The sequence below is a fragment of the Epilithonimonas lactis genome, from assembly GCF_900110605.1.
Lineage (GTDB): Bacteria > Bacteroidota > Bacteroidia > Flavobacteriales > Weeksellaceae > Epilithonimonas > Epilithonimonas lactis.
The window spans coordinates 318048-337253 of sequence record NZ_FOFI01000003.1; the positions used below are offsets into that span (position 1 = coordinate 318048).

The 19206-nt window shown below is 38.0% G+C and carries 18 protein-coding genes; 9 read left to right on the forward strand and 9 right to left on the reverse strand.

Annotated features, from left to right (window positions below; genetic code table 11):
- Positions 1 to 2070 carry a protein-disulfide reductase DsbD family protein gene (locus BMW39_RS11060; protein WP_034975355.1) on the reverse strand — a complete coding sequence of 690 codons (2070 nt, stop codon included), beginning with the start codon at positions 2068 to 2070 and terminating at the stop codon, positions 1 to 3.
- Between the two features lie 83 nt (positions 2071 to 2153).
- Complete coding sequence (gene tilS / locus BMW39_RS11065; protein WP_034975357.1) at positions 2154 to 3458, reverse strand: tRNA lysidine(34) synthetase TilS; 1305 nt, start codon at positions 3456 to 3458, stop codon at positions 2154 to 2156.
- 114 nt (positions 3459 to 3572) lie between these two features.
- Here tilS and BMW39_RS11070 point away from each other — a divergent pair, with 114 nt between their 5' ends.
- From BMW39_RS11070 to BMW39_RS11105, 9 genes are all read left to right on the forward strand, one after another.
- Positions 3573 to 4409 carry an OmpA/MotB family protein gene (locus tag BMW39_RS11070; RefSeq protein WP_034975359.1) on the forward strand — a complete coding sequence of 279 codons (837 nt, stop codon included), beginning with the start codon at positions 3573 to 3575 and terminating at the stop codon, positions 4407 to 4409.
- A 294-nt stretch (positions 4410 to 4703) separates the two neighbouring features.
- A complete protein-coding gene (locus tag BMW39_RS11075) occupies positions 4704 to 5351 on the forward strand; it encodes an O-methyltransferase (RefSeq protein WP_034975362.1) in 648 nt (215 codons plus the stop codon).
- A gap of 33 nt (positions 5352 to 5384) precedes the next feature.
- A complete protein-coding gene (locus BMW39_RS11080; RefSeq protein WP_034975365.1) occupies positions 5385 to 6101 on the forward strand; it encodes a C40 family peptidase in 717 nt (238 codons plus the stop codon).
- A gap of 121 nt (positions 6102 to 6222) precedes the next feature.
- Positions 6223 to 6948, forward strand: a complete 726-nt coding sequence (locus tag BMW39_RS11085; protein ID WP_034975367.1) for a hypothetical protein — start codon at positions 6223 to 6225, stop codon at positions 6946 to 6948.
- A 54-nt stretch (positions 6949 to 7002) separates the two neighbouring features.
- Entirely contained in the window at positions 7003 to 8088 is a 1086-nt protein-coding gene (locus BMW39_RS11090; RefSeq protein WP_034975369.1) for a YARHG domain-containing protein, read from the forward strand.
- A gap of 30 nt (positions 8089 to 8118) precedes the next feature.
- Positions 8119 to 8247 carry a hypothetical protein gene (locus BMW39_RS19605; protein WP_260261285.1) on the forward strand — a complete coding sequence of 43 codons (129 nt, stop codon included), beginning with the start codon at positions 8119 to 8121 and terminating at the stop codon, positions 8245 to 8247.
- A gap of 85 nt (positions 8248 to 8332) precedes the next feature.
- Positions 8333 to 8785 carry a hypothetical protein gene (locus BMW39_RS11095; RefSeq protein ID WP_034975370.1) on the forward strand — a complete coding sequence of 151 codons (453 nt, stop codon included), beginning with the start codon at positions 8333 to 8335 and terminating at the stop codon, positions 8783 to 8785.
- Positions 8786 to 8875: 90 nt separating this feature from the next.
- On the forward strand, positions 8876 to 9781 hold the full coding sequence (locus BMW39_RS11100) for a hypothetical protein (protein ID WP_034975372.1): 906 nt from the start codon (positions 8876 to 8878) through the stop codon (positions 9779 to 9781).
- A complete protein-coding gene (locus BMW39_RS11105; RefSeq protein ID WP_034975374.1) occupies positions 9778 to 10338 on the forward strand; it encodes a hypothetical protein in 561 nt (186 codons plus the stop codon). Before BMW39_RS11100 ends, BMW39_RS11105 begins: the two co-directional genes overlap by 4 nt.
- 28 nt (positions 10339 to 10366) lie before the next feature.
- Here the strand turns inward: BMW39_RS11105 and BMW39_RS11110 are convergent, their stop codons facing one another.
- From BMW39_RS11110 to BMW39_RS11135, 7 genes are all read right to left on the reverse strand, one after another.
- The gene (locus tag BMW39_RS11110) at positions 10367 to 10618 is read right to left on the reverse strand and encodes a hypothetical protein (RefSeq protein ID WP_034975377.1); all 252 of its coding nucleotides are present in this window, start codon (positions 10616 to 10618) and stop codon (positions 10367 to 10369) included.
- Between the two features lie 166 nt (positions 10619 to 10784).
- Positions 10785 to 11042, reverse strand: coding sequence for a hypothetical protein (locus tag BMW39_RS11115; protein WP_034975379.1), 258 nt, complete (start codon positions 11040 to 11042; stop codon positions 10785 to 10787).
- A gap of 15 nt (positions 11043 to 11057) precedes the next feature.
- Complete coding sequence (locus BMW39_RS11120; protein WP_375600489.1) at positions 11058 to 13262, reverse strand: TonB-dependent receptor plug domain-containing protein; 2205 nt, start codon at positions 13260 to 13262, stop codon at positions 11058 to 11060.
- A gap of 442 nt (positions 13263 to 13704) precedes the next feature.
- Complete coding sequence (gene kdsA, locus BMW39_RS11125) at positions 13705 to 14514, reverse strand: 3-deoxy-8-phosphooctulonate synthase (protein ID WP_034975385.1); 810 nt, start codon at positions 14512 to 14514, stop codon at positions 13705 to 13707.
- A 199-nt stretch (positions 14515 to 14713) separates the two neighbouring features.
- Positions 14714 to 15241: a DUF1697 domain-containing protein gene (locus BMW39_RS11130; protein ID WP_034975387.1), complete on the reverse strand. Its 528-nt coding sequence runs from the start codon at positions 15239 to 15241 to the stop codon at positions 14714 to 14716.
- Positions 15238 to 15366 (reverse strand): hypothetical protein, encoded by a 129-nt coding sequence (locus BMW39_RS19610; protein ID WP_262488120.1) that lies wholly within the window; start codon positions 15364 to 15366, stop codon positions 15238 to 15240. The genes BMW39_RS11130 and BMW39_RS19610 overlap by 4 nt, the downstream gene beginning before the upstream one ends.
- Before the next feature lie 228 nt (positions 15367 to 15594).
- A complete protein-coding gene (locus tag BMW39_RS11135; RefSeq protein WP_034975388.1) occupies positions 15595 to 19080 on the reverse strand; it encodes a glycosyltransferase family 117 protein in 3486 nt (1161 codons plus the stop codon).
- Positions 19081 to 19206: the final 126 nt, after the last annotated feature.

Below are 19206 nucleotides of genomic sequence, written 5' to 3' on the forward strand. Positions count from 1 at the left end.
CTACCTATTTTTATAAAAATCAATACCACATTTCAAGAACTTTTTAAAATCCTCTTTTGGCATATAACCCGAAACAGGGATGTTGATCACTTTTTGATCCGGCGTTACCAAAACATAATGTGGCTGGGAATTATTATTAAAATTAACTTGCTGAAACAAACTCCATTTGTCACCAATCGTTTTGATCTTTTTCATCTGACCTTCGCCCATATCGATTTTAATCTGCTCATTCGCTGGCAATTCTTCCTTGTCATCAACATAGACAGAAGCGATAATCAAATCGTTTTGAAGGATTGGCAAAATATCATCCTGACTCCAAACGAACTCCTCCATTTTTCTACAGTTTTCACAACCGTAGCCCGTGAAATCGATCAAGACAGGTTTGTTTTCTTTCTTCGCCACCTCAATCGCTTCGAAGTAATTGTGATAAGGTTTCAAACCAAGGATTCCGTCTTTTTCGTCGTGGAAATAACTCACATTCAACGGCGGCAAAATTCCGCTAAGCATCTGTAATTTTGGTTTTTCTGAAGGTATCAATCCCTGAATCAAATAGACCACAAAAACAATCCCGAAAACACCAAGGATCCTTCTTCCTAAACTGATCTTCGGCTTCTTGTCATCGTGTGGAAATCTGATCTTCCCGAATAGATAAACAACCAAACCAATTGCAATGATGATCCAAAGCGCGATGAACAATTCTCTTTTTAGCAAGAAAGTTTTGGAAACCAGATCTGCTTTCGATAAGAATTTAAGAGCCAAAGCCAACTCGATGAAACCAAGAACCACTTTCACCGTGTTCATCCAACCACCAGATTTTGGCAAACTTTGAAGCGCCTGAGGAAACAATGCCAACAATCCAAAAACCAATGCCCAAGCCAATCCGAAACCGCCCAAAGCAAAAGTTAAAAGCGTCGGAACATTCGTCGCGCCGGCAACAACTCCACCAAGCAAACTTCCTAAAATTGGACCTGTACAAGAAAACGATACGATGACCAACGTCAACGCCATAAAGAAAATCCCGATCATTCCGCCCGCTTCCTCAGCTTTGGAAGATTTATTCGCAATCCAGCTTGGCAAGGTGATCTCGTAATAACCGAAAAAGCTTAAGGCAAAAAATAAAAATATCGCAAAGAAGAATAAATTCAGCCAAATATTAGTCGAGATCTGATTGAAAATATTCCCTGAGATCCCATCAATAATATGAAATGGAATACTTAATAAAACGAAAATCAATAAGATAAAAAATCCGTAGATGAACGCATCTCGTTTTCCTTTTGCTTTGTCTTTGTTGCCTTTGGTAAAGAATGAAACCGTCAATGGGATCATTGGGAAAACACACGGCGTCAGCAATGCGATCAATCCACCTAGGAATCCAAGTCCGAGAACCAACCAATTGTCGTCATTCGGTTTTTGCGCCACAGTTCCGCAATCTGTCAATGGATTTTTGAAATCTAAGGAATTGACACGCAAGCCCTCTTGTTTTGCTGCTGAAGTTTGTTCAATATTTGTCGGTTTCAAGATCGTTCCTACTTTTCCTGCAGGAGCGACTTCGTAAATAGTATCTTTTGCTTTTTCAACATTTTCGTCGGTAGCAACAGCAGTCGCAGTTCCAGCAATTTGCTTTTCAAATTCTAATGTATTTGGCGCCAGACAAACTCTGTCATTACAAGTTTGATACATGATCTCAGCTGTGATCGTCGCAGGTTTCGAAGCATCTTTCGGCTTGAATTTCTGCTTGAAAACCACTTTGTCCGAATAATAAACGATCTGCGCTCCGAAAGCTTCTGAAAACTCGTCGTGCTTTTTACCAACTTCGGTCACCTTTCCAATCAATTGGATTCCTTCTTTCGAAGAAATCTTGAACTCGGTCGGGATTCCAGAATCTGGTGGAAGATCTTTGGAGTAGATGTGCCATTTATCTTCAATAGTTCCGGTTAGAACCGCTTCGTATTGATCATTGCCAACAGAAACCACATCAAATTTGAACTTGACAGGATTCTTGATCTGCGCGTTGAAAATGGTGATGATGAATATAAAAAGTGTGGATAACACTAGTTTTAAGTCTTTCATTTTAGATATATTTTTAAACGCTATTTGTCATTCCGTAGGAATCTCAGCATTGTGGAGATTCCTACGGAATGACAAAAATATGTTTACAATTTTATTATTAATTGATTTATCAAATTATCGTTTGATGCAAACCTCCCATCTTGTCGAAAAGGTAAAACCCCGATAATCTGCTTATTAGCATCACAAAGAAGCCAGATTTTTTGCTTGGCTAAAATAGAGATTTTTTCGTCCTTAAAAAACTTCGAGACCTTCTTTTTGCCAATCATTCCGATAGGAAAAAACACATCGCCTTCTTTCTTTTTTCGTAGTTTCAAAGGCAACTTGATTTTGTTTTCATCGATTTTCCAATTGCACTTTCCGAATTCTTGGATTTCGTTTTTAATATTTTCTGGAATTAAAACGTTCCTCTCAAAGATTTCAAGAGCAATTTCTTCATCTTCCGTCATCCATCTTCCATCTTCCATTCTTTGATTCAAAATCAACTCATTCCTATTAATAGTCAATTGATATTCTGAATTGAAAAATGAACTTCCAGTTTGTGCCGTGAAGATCTTTTGCATTTCTTTTTCATCATTAAAACCAAATCGTTTCAAAATCTCAAAACGAAGTAGATCGGATTCTTTCGAGAATTTCTCTTTATCAATGATAGTTTGTCCGGTTTCAATATTACTTTCAAAACCATTGATTTTTTCATTGACCAAATCATTTAAAACATCTTTGGTCTGATTCAGAATCTCTATACTTTTTGAAAAATTCTGAAGAAAATTCTCATTGATTTTCTCTAACTCCGGAACAACATGGTGCCGAACTTTATTCCTCAGATAATCTGTTTTTTGGTTTGAAACATCTTCCCGATATTCAATTTTATTTTCTTTCGCAAACTCATAGATCTCATCTTTAGAAAAATTAAGAAGCGGACGAATGATATTATTTTCATTCGCAGGAATTCCACTCAAACCTTTTATTCCAGAAGCCTTCGAAAGATTAATAATAAATGTTTCCAACTGATCATTCAAATGATGGGCTGTGACAAGATATTCGAGATTTTGTTCCTTTTGGATTTTCCGGAAAAAACGATAACGTAATTCCCGCGCCCAATTTTGGATAGAATTTTCCGGCTTTTGATCCTTCGCCGAAACTTCGTAAAGATGAAAAGGAATTTTGCAACGCTCACAAAAGTCGGAAACCAGCTTCTGGTCGAGCTTAGAATCCTCATTACGAAGATGATAATTAATGTGCGCGACCTGGAATTTCACGCCCGAAACTTGGAACATATCAGCCAAAACCATAGAGTCAACGCCTCCACTTACCGCTAAAAGGTATGTTTTTTGCTGCGACTGAGGTTGTAATTGCTCAAGAACGTTTTGAAATTTTAAGAGACTTAACACAATTTTATAACGAAATATTAAGTTATAAACACAAATATACGTTTATTAATTCTTACTTTTGAAATGTTAAAATCACGAGCAGAACTATTATTTAAACAAATAAATATTTAAAATATGAGGTTATTTAAGATTCTGACAATTGCAGTAATGGGACTTTCCCTTACCTCTTGTGTCAGCAAAAAACAATTTGACGCACTTAATCTAAACTACAAACAATGTATTGAAGATGCTGGCGAAAGAATGCGCCAGATCCAAGACCTGAAAGGCGAAAACTCTTCACTTAAGGGTCAGAATGATCTTTTGGTTGGACAAAACAGCGCACTAAAATCCAGTCTGGACGCTTGTCTTGCCAATGCAGGAAAAGGTTCTATGAACATTGATAAATTGGTAGGCGAGATCAACGCTTCTAACGCTTACATCAAACAATTGATTTCTGGAAAAAGCAGAAACGACAGTTTGAACATGGCTTTGTCCAACAAATTGAAACGTTCTCTTGACAACATCGCTGATCAGGATGTAGACGTGAAAGTGCTGAAAGGTGTGGTATTGATCTCATTATCAGACAAAATGCTTTACCAAGTTGGGAAGTACGAGATCCAGCCAGCTGCAGCAGATGTTTTAGCAAAAGTTGCGAAAGTGATCAACGATTATGATACTTACAGTGTTTTGATCGAAGGTAACACAGATAACACGCCACTCAACAGCGCCAACGCACCGAGAGACAACTGGGATCTTTCCGCGCTTAGAGCGACAGCCGTTGCTAAAGTTCTGCAAAATCAATTCGGCGTGAATCCTAACAGAATCACAGCTGGTGGTAGATCGGAGTACAATCCGAAAACGACCAACGCATCAGTTTCTGGAAGAGGTGAAAACCGTAGAACGGAGATCATCATCATGCCAAAATTGGATGAATTTATGAAATTGATGGACATTGCTCCAGTGAAGAAATAAATGATAAACAATGAATGATAAATGATTCATTCAGAGTTCAGAATTAAAACCTTGTCAGAAATGGCAAGGTTTTTTTGTGTTTATATTTTGGGCAGCTTTTCCGCCTTCCACTCCCGCTTTTTTGTCATTGCGAAGAGAGCTAGGTCGTAAGTTGAACTTTTCTAGAATCGCAATGACAAAAAGAGCTCCGTTCAAGTCGGGCTGCAGATACGACCTTCAATCACGTTTGGTTTATCATTTCAAATTACATTAACTTTGAATATTGAACTTCAAACTTTAAATCTTGAATTCCGAATGAGTTATTTCGAAGAATTAGACAAAGAAATGGACCGCTACCTGGAAGACAACGCTTCCCAAGAACCAGCGATCCTCAAAAAATTAAGAAAAGAAACGTATCAAAAAACGACACAGCCGCACATGATCTCTGGCTATTTGCAAGGCAGATTGTTGAGTATTTTGTCGCATATCATTCAGCCAAAAAATGTTTTGGAGATCGGCACTTTTACAGGTTACGCCGCACTAAGTATTGCGGAAGGTCTTCCGAAAGACGGGAAAATCTACACAATCGATAAGAACGAGGATCTATCTTACATTCCAAAAAAATATTTTGCTGAAAGTGATTACAAAGACCAAATCGAATTCATCATCGGAAACGCAAAGGAAGAGATTAAAAAACTGGATAAAACTTGGGACCTTATTTTCATCGATGCGGACAAAGAAAGCTATCTGGAATATCTGAAACTCATCAAACCAAACTTGCGTTCTGGAAGCATCATCCTTATAGATAACGTGCTTTGGTACGGAAAAGTCCTGGAGAATAATCCAAAGGACAAGCAGACAGAACAGATCAAACTCGTGAATAAAATCGTGACCGAAGATCCCGATTTCGAAAATCTAATCTTACCTTTGCGAGACGGATTGCATCTCATTAGAAAGAAATAAAATTCGTACTTTTAAATTCGTAATCCACAACAAATGAACAAAGGAATTTGCAACGTTTCCATCGCTCCGCTGAGAGCAGATTGCTCCGACAAAAGTGAGATCGTAACACAACTTCTGTACGGCGAATCTGCCGACATCATCGATGTTTCCAATAATTGGACAAGAATCCGCACGCATTACGACAACTACGAAGCTTGGATGGATACCAAGCAGATCACGCCCGTTTCCGACGAATATTTAGCCTCGAGAAAAACCAATCTCATCAAGGAAGCTTTCCAATCGACGATGACGGAAAGTGGAAAAGTACTTTTATCAATGGGCGCTGAAGTGACTTTCGAAACGAGTTCTCCTACACGTGGCCACGACCTCAGCGAAAGTATTGTGAACTGCGCGAAAGAATTTCTCAACGTTCCTTATTTATGGGGCGGAAAAAGCTTTTTCGGGATCGATTGCAGTGGATTTACACAGATCATTTACAAAATTCATGGCATCAAAATCCCGAGAGATACTTATCAGCAAGCGGAACACGGCGAAGTTTTGACTTTCATAGAAGAAGCAAAACCTGGTGATCTGGCATTTTTTGAAAACTCAGAAGGACGAATTATTCACGTTGGATTTATTTTGGCCGATCAAAAAATTATTCACGCGCACGGAAAAGTGCGGATTGACAGTTTGGATTCTTCAGGGATTTTCAACAAAGACCAAAATAAGCACACGCACAAATTGAGATTTATCAGATCTTATTTTTAGGGATTTTTCCAAAGACAAATCATTTTATTTTTATTTTCTCATAACATTCTGAAAATCATTTCTGAGTGGAACATATCTTGTTGTAAATTTGAAATAACTTCAAATAAAATCATCTGATAATATGAAAATATTATTATTTATTTCTCTTCTTTTCACTGGAGTTTATCAAGCGCAACTTTGCATCATTGATGATAATGATGGCTACACCAATGTGCGAGAAAAAGCGGATCAAAACTCCAAAATCATTGGGAAAATTGTAGATCATCAAGTTTTTGCGATTGACAGTTATGTGCAGGATGAAGAGAATAAATCGAAGGATTGGATTGCTGTAAAATTTCCCGTTAACATCAATAAAAAATCGGACTTTTTGAAGTTTGAAGGTGAAGAGAAAACAGGTTATATTCACAAAAGCAGATTGGTAGAACTGGAAAGTTTGCCAAAATTTGAAAGTAAAGAATTGAATCCACACAAAGTTAGTCATCAAAATAAAGATGTTGAAATTATTATAGAAACCCAAACTTTCAATAAATCTAAACATCAGATAACCCAATCTGACAAGGGATTTTACGAAATTGATGGCGAGAAAGTTTTTAATTATTATGGCGGAGACACAACGGAAATTAAAAATATAACTGTCAAATCAAAAAATCGAACTTACAATTTTCCGAAAACCAGCTTCAAAAATCTGATGGGAATTGAAGTTACTAATTCGGTTGTTTACAATGGAAAAAAAGGTGATTTGTACATTACTTTCAATGCGGGCGACGGTGGAGATAGTTACAATATTATCTTTTGCGTGAAGGATAACAAACTAATTTCCAGAACCATCACTTCGACAATTCCTTAGAAAAACATTAAAGCAAAAGAAATTTTTGATATATTCATTAATCAAAACAAAAGAATGAAAAATCTTGCACTCTTAATTTTATTAATGCTTTTGCCCAATTTAATCCTGGCAAATGATGGTGCGTTTTTCGCCAAAGGAAACCAACTCATTCCGATTTCTGAAACCGATATTTCGGTCAAAAAAGAAATTCTGACTTTGAAAAAAATCAAGAATCAATATATCGAAGTGACGGTTTACTACGAATTTTTCAATCCAAAAGAAGCCAAAACATTGACTGTCGGTTTCGAAGCTTTCTCTCCGCAAGGCGATGTGGAAGGCGCTCCGAAAAATGGGAAACATCCTTATATGAGCGACTTCACGGTGGAACTTAATCAAGCAAAATTAAACTACAAAGTCGCCTATGTTTTTGACAGTTTGTACAATAAATCTGGGAAAATCAAGGCTATCGATTTTAAGAATTTTGAAGGAAACAAAAGCGGAAACTACGTGGATTTTTTCTACGTCTATCATTTTGAAGCCCATTTCAAAAAAGGGCTGAATATCATCAGGCATACTTACAAGTACGATGTTTCTGGTTCTATTGACTACAATTACGATTTTGAGTACGCACTTTCTCCGGCGAAACGTTGGGGAAACAATCAGATTGATGATTTCACACTAATCATAGACAATGGCGATTTTGAAACGTTCTCCATCAACAAAAGTTTTTTTAAAGATGCCAGTGAATGGAAAATCGACGGCGTTGGAAAAACTGAAAATGTAAAAGGAGCACCGAACTCATTCATAGAAAGAGATGCTTTGAAATTTCACATTCAAAAAGGGAAGGTTATTTTTAAGAAAATTAATTTTAAGCCAAATGGAGATTTGTTTGTGTATGCGGTCAATTCTATTGGCGTTCAGGATTTTGCATATTTGCCACATTCCTATTATCAATCTGGAAATATTGCCGAGCCAAAAACGGAGTTTCAAAAAAAGCTTCTGAAAAATCTTCCGTTTGCAAGACGAGGCTACATTTTCCAAAATCCTGAATTGAAAAGTTATTATGAAGACCTCGACTGGTATATTCCTGACCCGAAATATATTCCCAACGTGAATCTACTTACGCCAGAAGAAAAAAAATGGTACGAAAAGTGGAAATAAATTGATGAATGAACTAAAAAAAATTCAAAGATGAATATCACAGATTATCAAAAACAATTTACCGAAGATGAAGCTGCTAGTTGGGATGTCATAAATGCAGAATCAATGAAGGTGTATTTCGACACATTCTGCGCCAAATCCCAAAACCTACAAAACTGAAAAAATCATCGAAAAACTGAAACTCAACAACGAACTTTTGATCACTGACCTATCAAGAAAATAACCCATTAAATAAAACCAGATCATGACACTAAACGAAATTGCGTGGAGCTTTTCAGACAAAACCTACACCAACCAAAAAGAATTCAATCAAGAAATAATCGATTACCAAAAAGCCATTTACAAAACCGATGAAAAATGGAAACCGAATGAAATTGTCTTTGACTTTCCAGAACTCCAAATCCATTACGAAGCGTGGATCACTGACGCCTCACAACTTTTGGACAACGAAACTTTACTTGATGAAGAAGATGCCTTTGATGAAGAAAACAGCGACGAAGGAATGTTTCAGGTCGAAATCACATCCCATCTGAAAGCTGATAATGGAGAAAATTTCACAGCCTTGGAGTTTCTTTTCAAGACCCATAATCAACAAGCCAATAAGGAACTTGGTGACAAAGTTTTCTTTGAAGGTACCGATGAAGATCCGGACATAATTGATGGTTTGCCCTTGTGCTACATCGCGTGTGGAAGTTAGATATCCGATACAGATGAATTCGCGAAGTATGATCCACAACTTGATGGTTGGGAAGAACTTTAACCTAAATCAATCTTAAAATAAACAAATATGGAAAATTTACAAAAAGACTTAATTAATTATTTAGAAAATGCAACGAGATCTGTACAAGAGATCCTGTTTGTTCCTACCACTGTTCATCCAGTTTGGGAAGATAATGCAGAGATTCTAACATTGGCCAATCAGCAAATATTGCAACCCGCAGGAATTCTCCCGAATGAAGAAATTCTAGCCTTTATAGGAATGCATGCGCAAACAATCTTTACGGGGACCAGAGACAGCGTTGGTTTTCTCATCACCAATCTCAGAGTACTGATTCAAACAGATTATTCCGTCATAGGGAAAGCTGAAACTGCGCAAAGTACATCATTCACCAAAAGACAAAATGTGGACGACATTGTACCATCAATCTGGGAAGATTTCATCAAAAAAAATCAATTATCTATTCCTGGTGAGCAATTATCAGGTATGCAAACGGCTTTGAAAAACGTTTTGGACCTTGTACTTCCAAGTTTACAACAACTGAGTTCTTTGCCTGATGAAATTCTGAAATCAACCAATGTAAATGATAGGATAAGAGACTTGGGATTGCAACCTGCTTTGAAAAGCTATGCTCAAGACGAGAAAAAACTGAAAAAATTTGCTGAAAAATACAATCTTTCCAATATCCAATTTGGTATCGTGGACAAGCCTTTTTTTGGTGGTGTTTATGGATTGGTGATCACTAAGGAAGGCATCGTAAGTAGAGATTCTATGGAAGACAGTTTCGCGAGTTCCTGGCAAGAAATCAGGAATGAGCCAGCAAAAATTGGAGAAAAAAACGATGTCATTCTCGCTGGCGGGAAAAGGCATGTCATCCCAACTTTTCAAACAGAATCTGCATCAAATCTCATTATTCTGATCAATGAACTGGCAAATGGAGAGGTCAGTTTAGAATTTAAAAATCAAATTGAATGATTAAACGGATCATCTTAATTGCCATCTTCTACGTCATTATCATCGTAACAGCTACTTTGGCAATGGATTCGACAAGCGATAACTATCTGATCATAATCTTGGCCGCAGGACTTATTTTTTCGGTTCTAATTGTTCGACAGATCTACAAAAAGTACTTTATGAACTTCAAACCGAGAAATCAAAATATCGTTTACGGCAATTCCAACATCAACAATTTAAATAAAATCTCAACAAGCCCATTTCTATTCGGATTGGAAAAAAAACTATTGAGTGATGATGAATTTTACTTCGACAATGATTATTTCTATGCCATCAACCCAGAAAATAAAACGGCAAAGTTCAATTTGAAAGACATCACGGAACTGAGCAGAACTGCAATCAATATTAACAATAGAACTATTTGGCAGGTCAAAATCAAGACTGAGAACAGAGAATTAATTTTCAAATTCGCTCACAATTATACAATCTGGAACAAGAGTTTTCTTGACTTCTATAATAAAATCAAAGCTTTGAATCCATCTGCCATCAAATCAAAATGGAGTCTTTGGAGGATGTAAAAAACTTTGATCTCTAAAACGATAAGAATTACATCAATTTTCTGATTTTCGCCTCCTGCTTAATTTTTCCATAATTGAAAATATTAGCAATGATGATTGGAATGAAGATGACAGGAACCATCGTATAAATCCCAAATCCTTTGGTAATCGTGAAATAGTTGCAACCAACCACCAGCAACACAAAAAATATCATAAAGCCAATAAACTGGTTTTTTGCATTTTTCAGGGTTTTCAGCAGCGCTTCATTTGACAATTTCGAAAGGTTGTCTGAGTTTTTCATTTGGAAATATTTCACGACATACTACAATTTGAAGTCCAACTTTGCGGTGAAGAATTTTCTTATCGAAATCGCTGTCTCTGAAAAGTTCAATTTGAAATACATTTGATCTCAAATTAAAAAAGCTTCCACGATTGGGAAGCTTTTTTATATTATTTAGAAACAAAAATTAAATAGGTAAATTCCTGCTTTTCATCTCTTCTTTTAACTTGGTAAAATTGGTAATATTACTCATCAAAACCGACATAAAAATGATTGGCAAAATTGTAAAGACACCAAAACCTTTTTTAATGGTAATGAAGATAGCTGTAGCAAACAGCAAAACGAAAATAACGATAAATCCTATCAAAATACCTTTCGCTGTCTTATAACTTTTTGTCAACACTTCATCGCTCAAATGAGCCAGGCTTTCCGGTTGTTTATTCATTTTTTAGAAGATTTATTACAGTTTAAATTCTAACTTAACGTTGAAGAATCTTCCTGTCAATCTAACTGGCACTGGATAATACAGCTGTGGCGAAGCATTTACATCGCTGATCCATTGGTTAGCGATCGTATTGTTGATATTGAACGCGTTGAAGATCTGAACACCCAAAGTCAACTCTTTGAATTTGCCCCAGAAATTTCCGCTGGCCTTGTTGTCTTTTTGGTCGATGAAAACCTTCGTCAAACCAATGTCAACACGCTTGTAAGAAGGCAAAGTCTTCTGATAACGGTAAGCAGCCAAATAATCCGGTAATCCGTTCGCATCAAACAAAACCGGCGTTCCTGATGGCAATCCGCTCGCATAGGTCAAAGTCAAATTCACTCTCATGCTTGGGAACTTCGGCATGTAATCCTGATAGAACATAGAGAATTTGAATCGCTGATCCGTTGGTCTCGGGATGTAACCCATGCCTTCGATGTTTTCGTAAACTCTGGCATAACTCGCAGAAACCCAAGAATCGATCCCCGGAACGAACTGTCCGAATAATCTTGCATCCACACCGTAAGCATAACCTTCAGAATTATTTTTACCAGAATACCTTACTCTCACGTTGTTCATGTAATATGGGATCAGGTTTTCCATTTTTTTATAGTAAGCCTCGGTTGTCAGCTTGAAGTTTCTTTCTTTGATCTTGAATTCGTAATCGTTGGCAACAATGATCTGATAAGATTTCTGAGCCGTGATATCAGAATTGAAAGCACCTGTCAGATCCTTGATCTCTTTGTAAAATGGCGCTTGGTAATACACACCACCCGCAACTCGGAACAACATGTCCATATCCCAATTTGGTTTGATGGCAAACTGCGCTCTTGGGCTGAACAAAGTCTCCTTGTTGAAACTCCAGTTTTGGATCCTGGCACCTCCATTCACAAAGATCCTATTGCTTCCCCAATAGAATTTTTTGGAGAATTGTGCATAAGCAGAAACTCTTGTTGGATTGATGTCGTTTTGTCCTGCGATATAATATCTTAAATTTAAAGCTGAAGTGTCCAGATTTCCAGGGATCACAAAATCTCTTGGATTGCTGTAACCGATAGAATCTACAAACTGCCACTCGTTCGTGAAATCTTTGATGGTCTCTCTCTCGTACTTCACACCAACTTCAAAGTCTGTGTTCACGTCTGGAGAAAACTTAGTTCTGAACTGTGAACCCGCGACTCTTACTAATAAGTCATTTCTCGCATGATCGATCTGTCCACCTGCGTCGTAGCCTGCGACTGGATTTCCTTCCTCATCAAAAGCTTCCAGGATGTAACCAGATGCGATGGAATAATATTCTCTCTCTCTGTTCTGATACGCAAAGTTATCCAACGAGAACTGCCATTTTTTGCTAGGCTTGAAGTTCACACTTACCGTTCCCATCATGTTTTTGTACTGGTCATCCTCTTGACCGTTGTAGAAAACCGTCAGTTTCAAAGGCTGCAGAACACTTCCAAAATCCACTTCTTTCTCTTTCGGATACATCTGATAATCGTTCTTTGCATAATAGCCTAAGAAAGACAAAGACCATTTGTCATTGAACTGATAATTCAGATAGGTCTGAAGATCCATGTATCTCGGGTTGAAATCTGTATCCTCGTTCAAAGTGTTAAGAACTAGATTCGTATTTCTGTATCGGCCAGAGATTATTCCTGTGAATTTTTTATCCTTTGATGCAAAACCAGTGGTCAATCTTCCACCGATCAAACTTGCTTCACCAGAAACTTCGAAGTTTTCTGGTTTTCTGTAATAAATATTCAGTGCAGATGACATTTTATCGCCATATCTCGGCTCGAATCCACCAGCAGAGAAGTTGATCGTGGAAACCATATCCGGATTCACAATACTCATCCCTTCCTGCAAAGAGTTTCTAATTAAAAATGGACGGTACAACTCGATATCATTAATATAGATCAAGTTCTCATCGTAACTTCCACCTCTTACCATGTATTGCGAACTCAATTCAGCATTGGAGTTCACGGATGGTAAACTTTTCAAAAGGCCTTCCACACCACCAGATAATGACGCTACTTCTCTCGCCTCTTTTGCAGAGATCTCCACAGAAGTGATATCATTGGTTCGTTTTGCTTTTTTCTGAAACACTACTTCCTGTATCTCATTTTCCTTTCCAATAGGGAAAAACAAAACGTTGACACCTTGGGTTTTCGGAGAGGTTTTGATGACTTTGGAAAAACCTTTGAAGTTCTCTTTTTGTACAGTTAATGTCTGTTCAGAATCTGAAAGCGGCACTTTGATGAAACCATTTTTATCCGTTTGATAAGATTGATTGTTGTAGGTGACGTTGGCTTCGGAAACTGGTTTCCCGTCTTCGTCCAGAACTTTTAGATTGATTTGAGAAAATGCCGCAAGTGGCAAGAAGAAAAGAATGAAGAGAATATAGTTTTTCAAAGTTGTAATTTTTTTTCGATTTATATTTGAAAATTGAATCTTAGAAAGGCAAAAATAACAATTAATCTAAAGAACGAAAGAATATTTATAATTGTTGTACAAAAAATTGAATTGTTTGTAGCTAATTATCTATCAATTATGAAATTTTAAGTAATTATTTTAAATTTCCCACCAAACTGCCAACAAAAAAGTCCGGAATTACCGGACTTTCATTTTATAGAATTGCTTCTCTGATTCTCGTTAGCTTACCAAGCAGGCCATCAAGAAGGTCAAGCTTCAGCATATTGGCACCGTCTGATTTCGCGATGGAAGGATCCGGATGTGTTTCGATGAACAAGCCATCTGCTCCAACAGCAATTCCTGCCTTCGCAACCGTCTCTATCAATTCCGGGCGTCCACCTGTGACACCAGAATTCTGATTGGGTTGTTGCAAAGAGTGCGTCACGTCCAAGATCACTGGCGAATATTCTCTCATCGTCGGGATCCCACGGAAATCAACTACTAGATCGGAGTAACCAAAGGTATTTCCCCTTTCGATGATCGCAGTTTTGTCATTCCCGGAATCTTTCACCTTTTGAACTGCAAATTTCATCGCTTCTGGAGAAAGGAATTGTCCTTTTTTAAGACTCACGGCTTTCCCCGTTTCTGCCGCAGCAATCAAAAGGTCAGTTTGTCTTACCAGAAAAGCTGGGATTTGCAAAACGTCCACATATTCTGCTGCCAAAGCCGCATGAGCATTCTCGTGAATGTCTGTAGTTGTAGGTACGTTGAACGTCTCTCCTACTTTTCTCAGGATCTTCAAAGCTGTCTCGTCGCCGATACCACTGAAAGAATCGATGCGGCTTCTATTTGCTTTTTTGAAACTCCCTTTGAAGATGTAAGGAATATTATATTTATCAGAAAGTTTCACGATGTGTTCCGCGATCTGCAAAGCCATTGTTTCGTCTTCGATGGCGCAGGGTCCAGCGATCAGGAAGAATTTTTTGGAATCTTTGTGATGAATGTTATCTAAGTATTGTATCATTATTCTTTGATTTTAAATTAAATTTTAGAATAGAAAATTTTCTAAAATTTGATTACAAATATACGGATTAAAGAGAAAACTTTTGCTCTGTGATTTAATCCTTACTTGGTTTTTGTCATTCCGCAGGAATCTCAACGGTGCTGATCGAGATTCCTACGGAATGACAAATCAACTTTAATTATTGCTAAGTATGATAGTTCTAAAATTTCTTGATGATCTTTTCAAAAGTATTGATATTCCGGCTGGTCATTTTATCCTTTAAACTTTTTCTGCCAAGGATCTTTCCGAATGTCGAATCCAAGGTTTGTCCTTTCGGAACTTGCCAGTAGAATATGTTGTTGACGATTTTACCTTTCTCACCTTCAGCCTTACTTGATTTTTCAAATTCTTCCAACAAAGTCTGTTCTACGTTTTCACTTCCCAGGAAAACATAATTGTGGAAATCATCGATGACGGGAAATGGATCATTTTGGAAAATATCGCTGATCTCTTTTTCATTTTTGATGAATAGAAAAGCGTCATAACTGAAATGCTCAGACATTTCCTTTTCCAAAATCGACTTCAACTCCACCGCATCTTTCTCTGACTGAAATAAGATATTGCCTGAAGCCAAAACGGAGGAAACATTCTCGGCACCTGCGTTTGAGAAAACTTTGCAGACGTCGGCCATTTTCATATTGGTTCCTTTGACGTTGACGCCGCGGAGAAAAGCACAGAAGTTTTTCATAATTGATGGTTGATGGTTGATAGTTGATGGTTGATGGTTGATGGTTGATGGTTGATGGTTGATGGTTGATGGTTGATAGCGAAATTACTACTTCCTGTCGTAAAATTTCTATTGATGGACAACATTTAATTTGAAGTCGAAACCCATAGCCCCGATTGTAGAGGAAATCCTTTTTTGCTTGTACTTCGGTGAATATTTTGACAAAACCTGATGCAAAAAAGATTGCAACGGAAAGCGGGAAATAGCTCCTAAATCTTTCCATTAATCCTATTCGACAAAGTCTTAAAGCTCCTAAATTATTTTCAACATTATAAAATAAAAACGTCCCGAAAATTCGAGACGTTTGATTTTGTTTATTGTGTAACCTTCATCAATTGTTTTGTGATCTGGTCCATCTTTTCGGCTTCGTAGGTCGTGTCGTAATCCTTCATGATATCGAAGAGATAAGAGTAGAACGAAGTGACTTTCTGCACATCTTCTGCCTTTTTGAAAGCCTTCTCTTTGCCCATCTCCTGAAGGTCCTTGATGAAACCATTGAATCTTTTATCGATCACATTGAGTGAGTTGACAAGGTAAGCATAGCCTTTTTCCTTCTGTCCGATCTTGTTGTACGCATCGGAAACCGCACCTACTATAAGTGAATATTCCATTGGTTTGGTCCTCATCTGGCGGCCTGCATAAACCTGGAACTTAGGTGACAATCTGGTGTAGTAATCATACTCTTCAAAGATCCCTTTTTTGAGTTCTTCTGCCAGTTTGAGACCTTTCTGCTCCTGTCCAGCTACGATGTAAGCGTAAACGATGGAACTCAATGATCTTGGGTCGTTATACTTTGAAACTGGGATCTCGCGGTTTGCCAGGTCTAATATTTCGATGGCTCTTTTCTTGTCACCTTTCAAGACCAATGCTTCTGCAGCACGGCTTGCGGATGATCTGTAGCTCACGATATTCTGGGTGCAAGTTTCGTCGAAATGGGTTTTCAGGTCTTTGAAATTCCCCCATCTGTAATTCTTCACCGTTTTGTAAAGTTCGTCTGCATTCACCATTCCAAGTTCGCCATCTACGGATTCCTCGGTTTTTATAGGCACCAATCTGTAGCTGTGACCATCATATTTTAAATAATTGGAAAGGAAAAACAGGTTGCTTGGGTCGTAGATCCCGCCGCTTGAGAAGTTGATCGGGCGTTTCCAATCGAAGTTAGCAAGTATGTCCATCATCAACATGTTATTTTTGAACATGCTGGTTCCTTTGTAATTGATGACGATCTGCTTCTCTGCTCTCTGAGCTTCTGCTGGTGTGATGATGCCTGCTTTCACGGCGTTATTCACATTCACAGGAAGCACGAATTTGGAAACCGGAAGGAAGTTGAATTTCTCGTAACGCTCTTCTCCAAAGATCATCTTCACGATCTCATCTTTCTCAGGTGATTTCATTTTCAAGAAGTTCACGGCTTCTTTCAAAGTGATCGAATCCTGGGTCAGGTATTTTCTGAACTGTGCAAACTGCGTGTCTGGAGCACCAGCATCTTTCATATTTGCAAAGATATTGGCCCAATCGTCTTTTGACATTAGGAAAACCTGATCATTGGAACCTTCACGATAATCTTCGTGCGCCAATGTGGACGGAACCGCCATCGCATCGTAGGTTCTTCTCTTCACTTGGTCAATATTCCAAGGTGTGGAAAGCAGGGTGAAATTCACCACCTTCACATCTCTACGGAACTCCTCCGTTTCTTGGATTGCCCAAACTGGATAAGTATCGTTGTCTCCGTAAACGAACATGATGCCGTTCTTCGGAAGGGATTTAAGACTTGAATAGGCGTAATCGTAAGCGGCATATCTCTCGCTTCTGTCGTGGACATTGTAGTTTTGGAAGCCCATCATCAAAGGAATTCCTAATAGCACCACGCCAATCGCAATCTGCGCACCTTTGTTTTGAACTTTCTTCTGAAGCAACCAATAGATCGCGGCAACTCCTAATCCTATCCAGATCGCAAAGGCGTAGAAGGAGCCTACCATGGCGTAATCTCTTTCACGCGGCTCGAACGGTTTCATTCCTGTGTAGAAGACGATCATCACACTTGTTAAAATGAATAATGATAATATTGCGTAGAATCTTCCGAAATCTCGATTTAGTTGGAAAAAGAATCCGATCATTCCTAAGATCAATGGCAACATGAAGAACTTCACGGTACTTTCATTTTGGAACTTGGCAGGCATCTCTGACTGATCACCCCAAAGATTATTATCTATGAACGGAATTCCTGTGATGAAGTTTCCGTTGGTATTTTCCATGTGACCTTCGACATCATTTTGTCTTCCGGAATAGTTCCAAAGCAAATATCTTACGAAGTAGAAATAATTCTGGAATGTGATAAAATAATCGATATTCTGAGCCAAAGTTGGACGCTGAACATTGATAATTCCGAATTGCTTGGCCTTGAGATAATCGTCCATCTTGATGGTTCCATTCTCATATTTCTGACGAAGCTCATCAAAGAATTGTTTGGCCTCTGCACTTTCTGACACTTGTTCATTTCCATAATTGAAGGTGAAATCTGGCGCGCCATACATGGAGATGTAATTTGGCATCACTGATTTGTCTTCGCTGAACATCCTTGGGAAAAGACTCACTTGTTCGGGGCTGAAAACATAATTGAACTTCTCTCCTACCAAGCGATATCTTCCTGTTACAGGATCCTTCTCATAAGTATCACCCGTTTTTACTGTTTTGTAACTTCCATCCTCATTTTTCTGAATTCCGTTTGGATCGAGATACGCAGTGTAGTTTTGGCCGTACAAAGTTGGCCAATCACCGTATTGCTCACGGTTGTAGTAATCCAACATTCCTAAAGCATTGTCGGGATCATTCAGGTTCATTGGTGGATTTGCGATTGCACGGATTGGAATCACCAACCAGCAAGAGAATCCAATCATCATGTAAACTACGGACAAAGCAATGGTTTGATAAAGCGATTTTCCTGTTTTTCTTGTATAAGTGATCAATAAATAACAAAGAACGATCAAAATCACAAAGGCAAAAACTGTCCCTGAGTGGAAAGGCAATCCTAAACCGTTCACAAAGAACACCTCAGATTTCCCAAACAAGGTCATAATCACAGGGAAAATGATCTTGAAAACGATGATCAATATTAATAAAGTTACTGCATTGGCAATCAAAAATGACTTCCAAGTGAACTTGTAATTTCTTGTGTAATAGATCAGACAAACCGCTGGCAAAGCCAACATACACATCATGTGAACACCGACTGACAATCCAATGATAAAGAACAATAGGATGATCCAACGCTCATTATCTTTCTCCAGATATTCGTTTTCCCATTTAGTGATCAGCCAAACGATTAAAGCAATGAACATACTTGCCATTGCATAAACTTCGCCTTCTACAGCTGAGAACCAGAATGAATCCGAAAATGTAAAACACAAAGCACCAACGGCTCCGGCAAACAATGTTGCGATCTCTTCTGCAATCGTGATGTTTTCGAATTCTCTGTTTAATAATCTTCTTACAAGATGTGTGATCGTCCAGAACAAAAATAAAATGGTGAACGCACTACACAACGCAGACATCGCATTGATGACCAAGGAATAATTTTGCCCGTCACCGAAAGCAAACAAGGCTGCCACAGCGCCAACCAATTGAAACAAAGCTGCTCCAGGTGCGTGCGTTACCTCCAATTTTACGGCTGAAGAGATATATTCTCCACAATCCCAAAAACTAAAATTAGGTTCGATGGTTGATAGGTAGGTAATGAATGCAATTGCGAAAACGACCCATCCGAGAATGGTGTTCCATTGTTTAAAAGCCCAGTTCTTCATATTGTAACAAGAAATATCGGCGAAATTAACATTTTTGAATTAGTTATCGATGCTTTTAACAAAAATTAAACTTTAGAATTTAATATAAAATAAGGATTTTTCACGGATTAAATTACAATATATCAG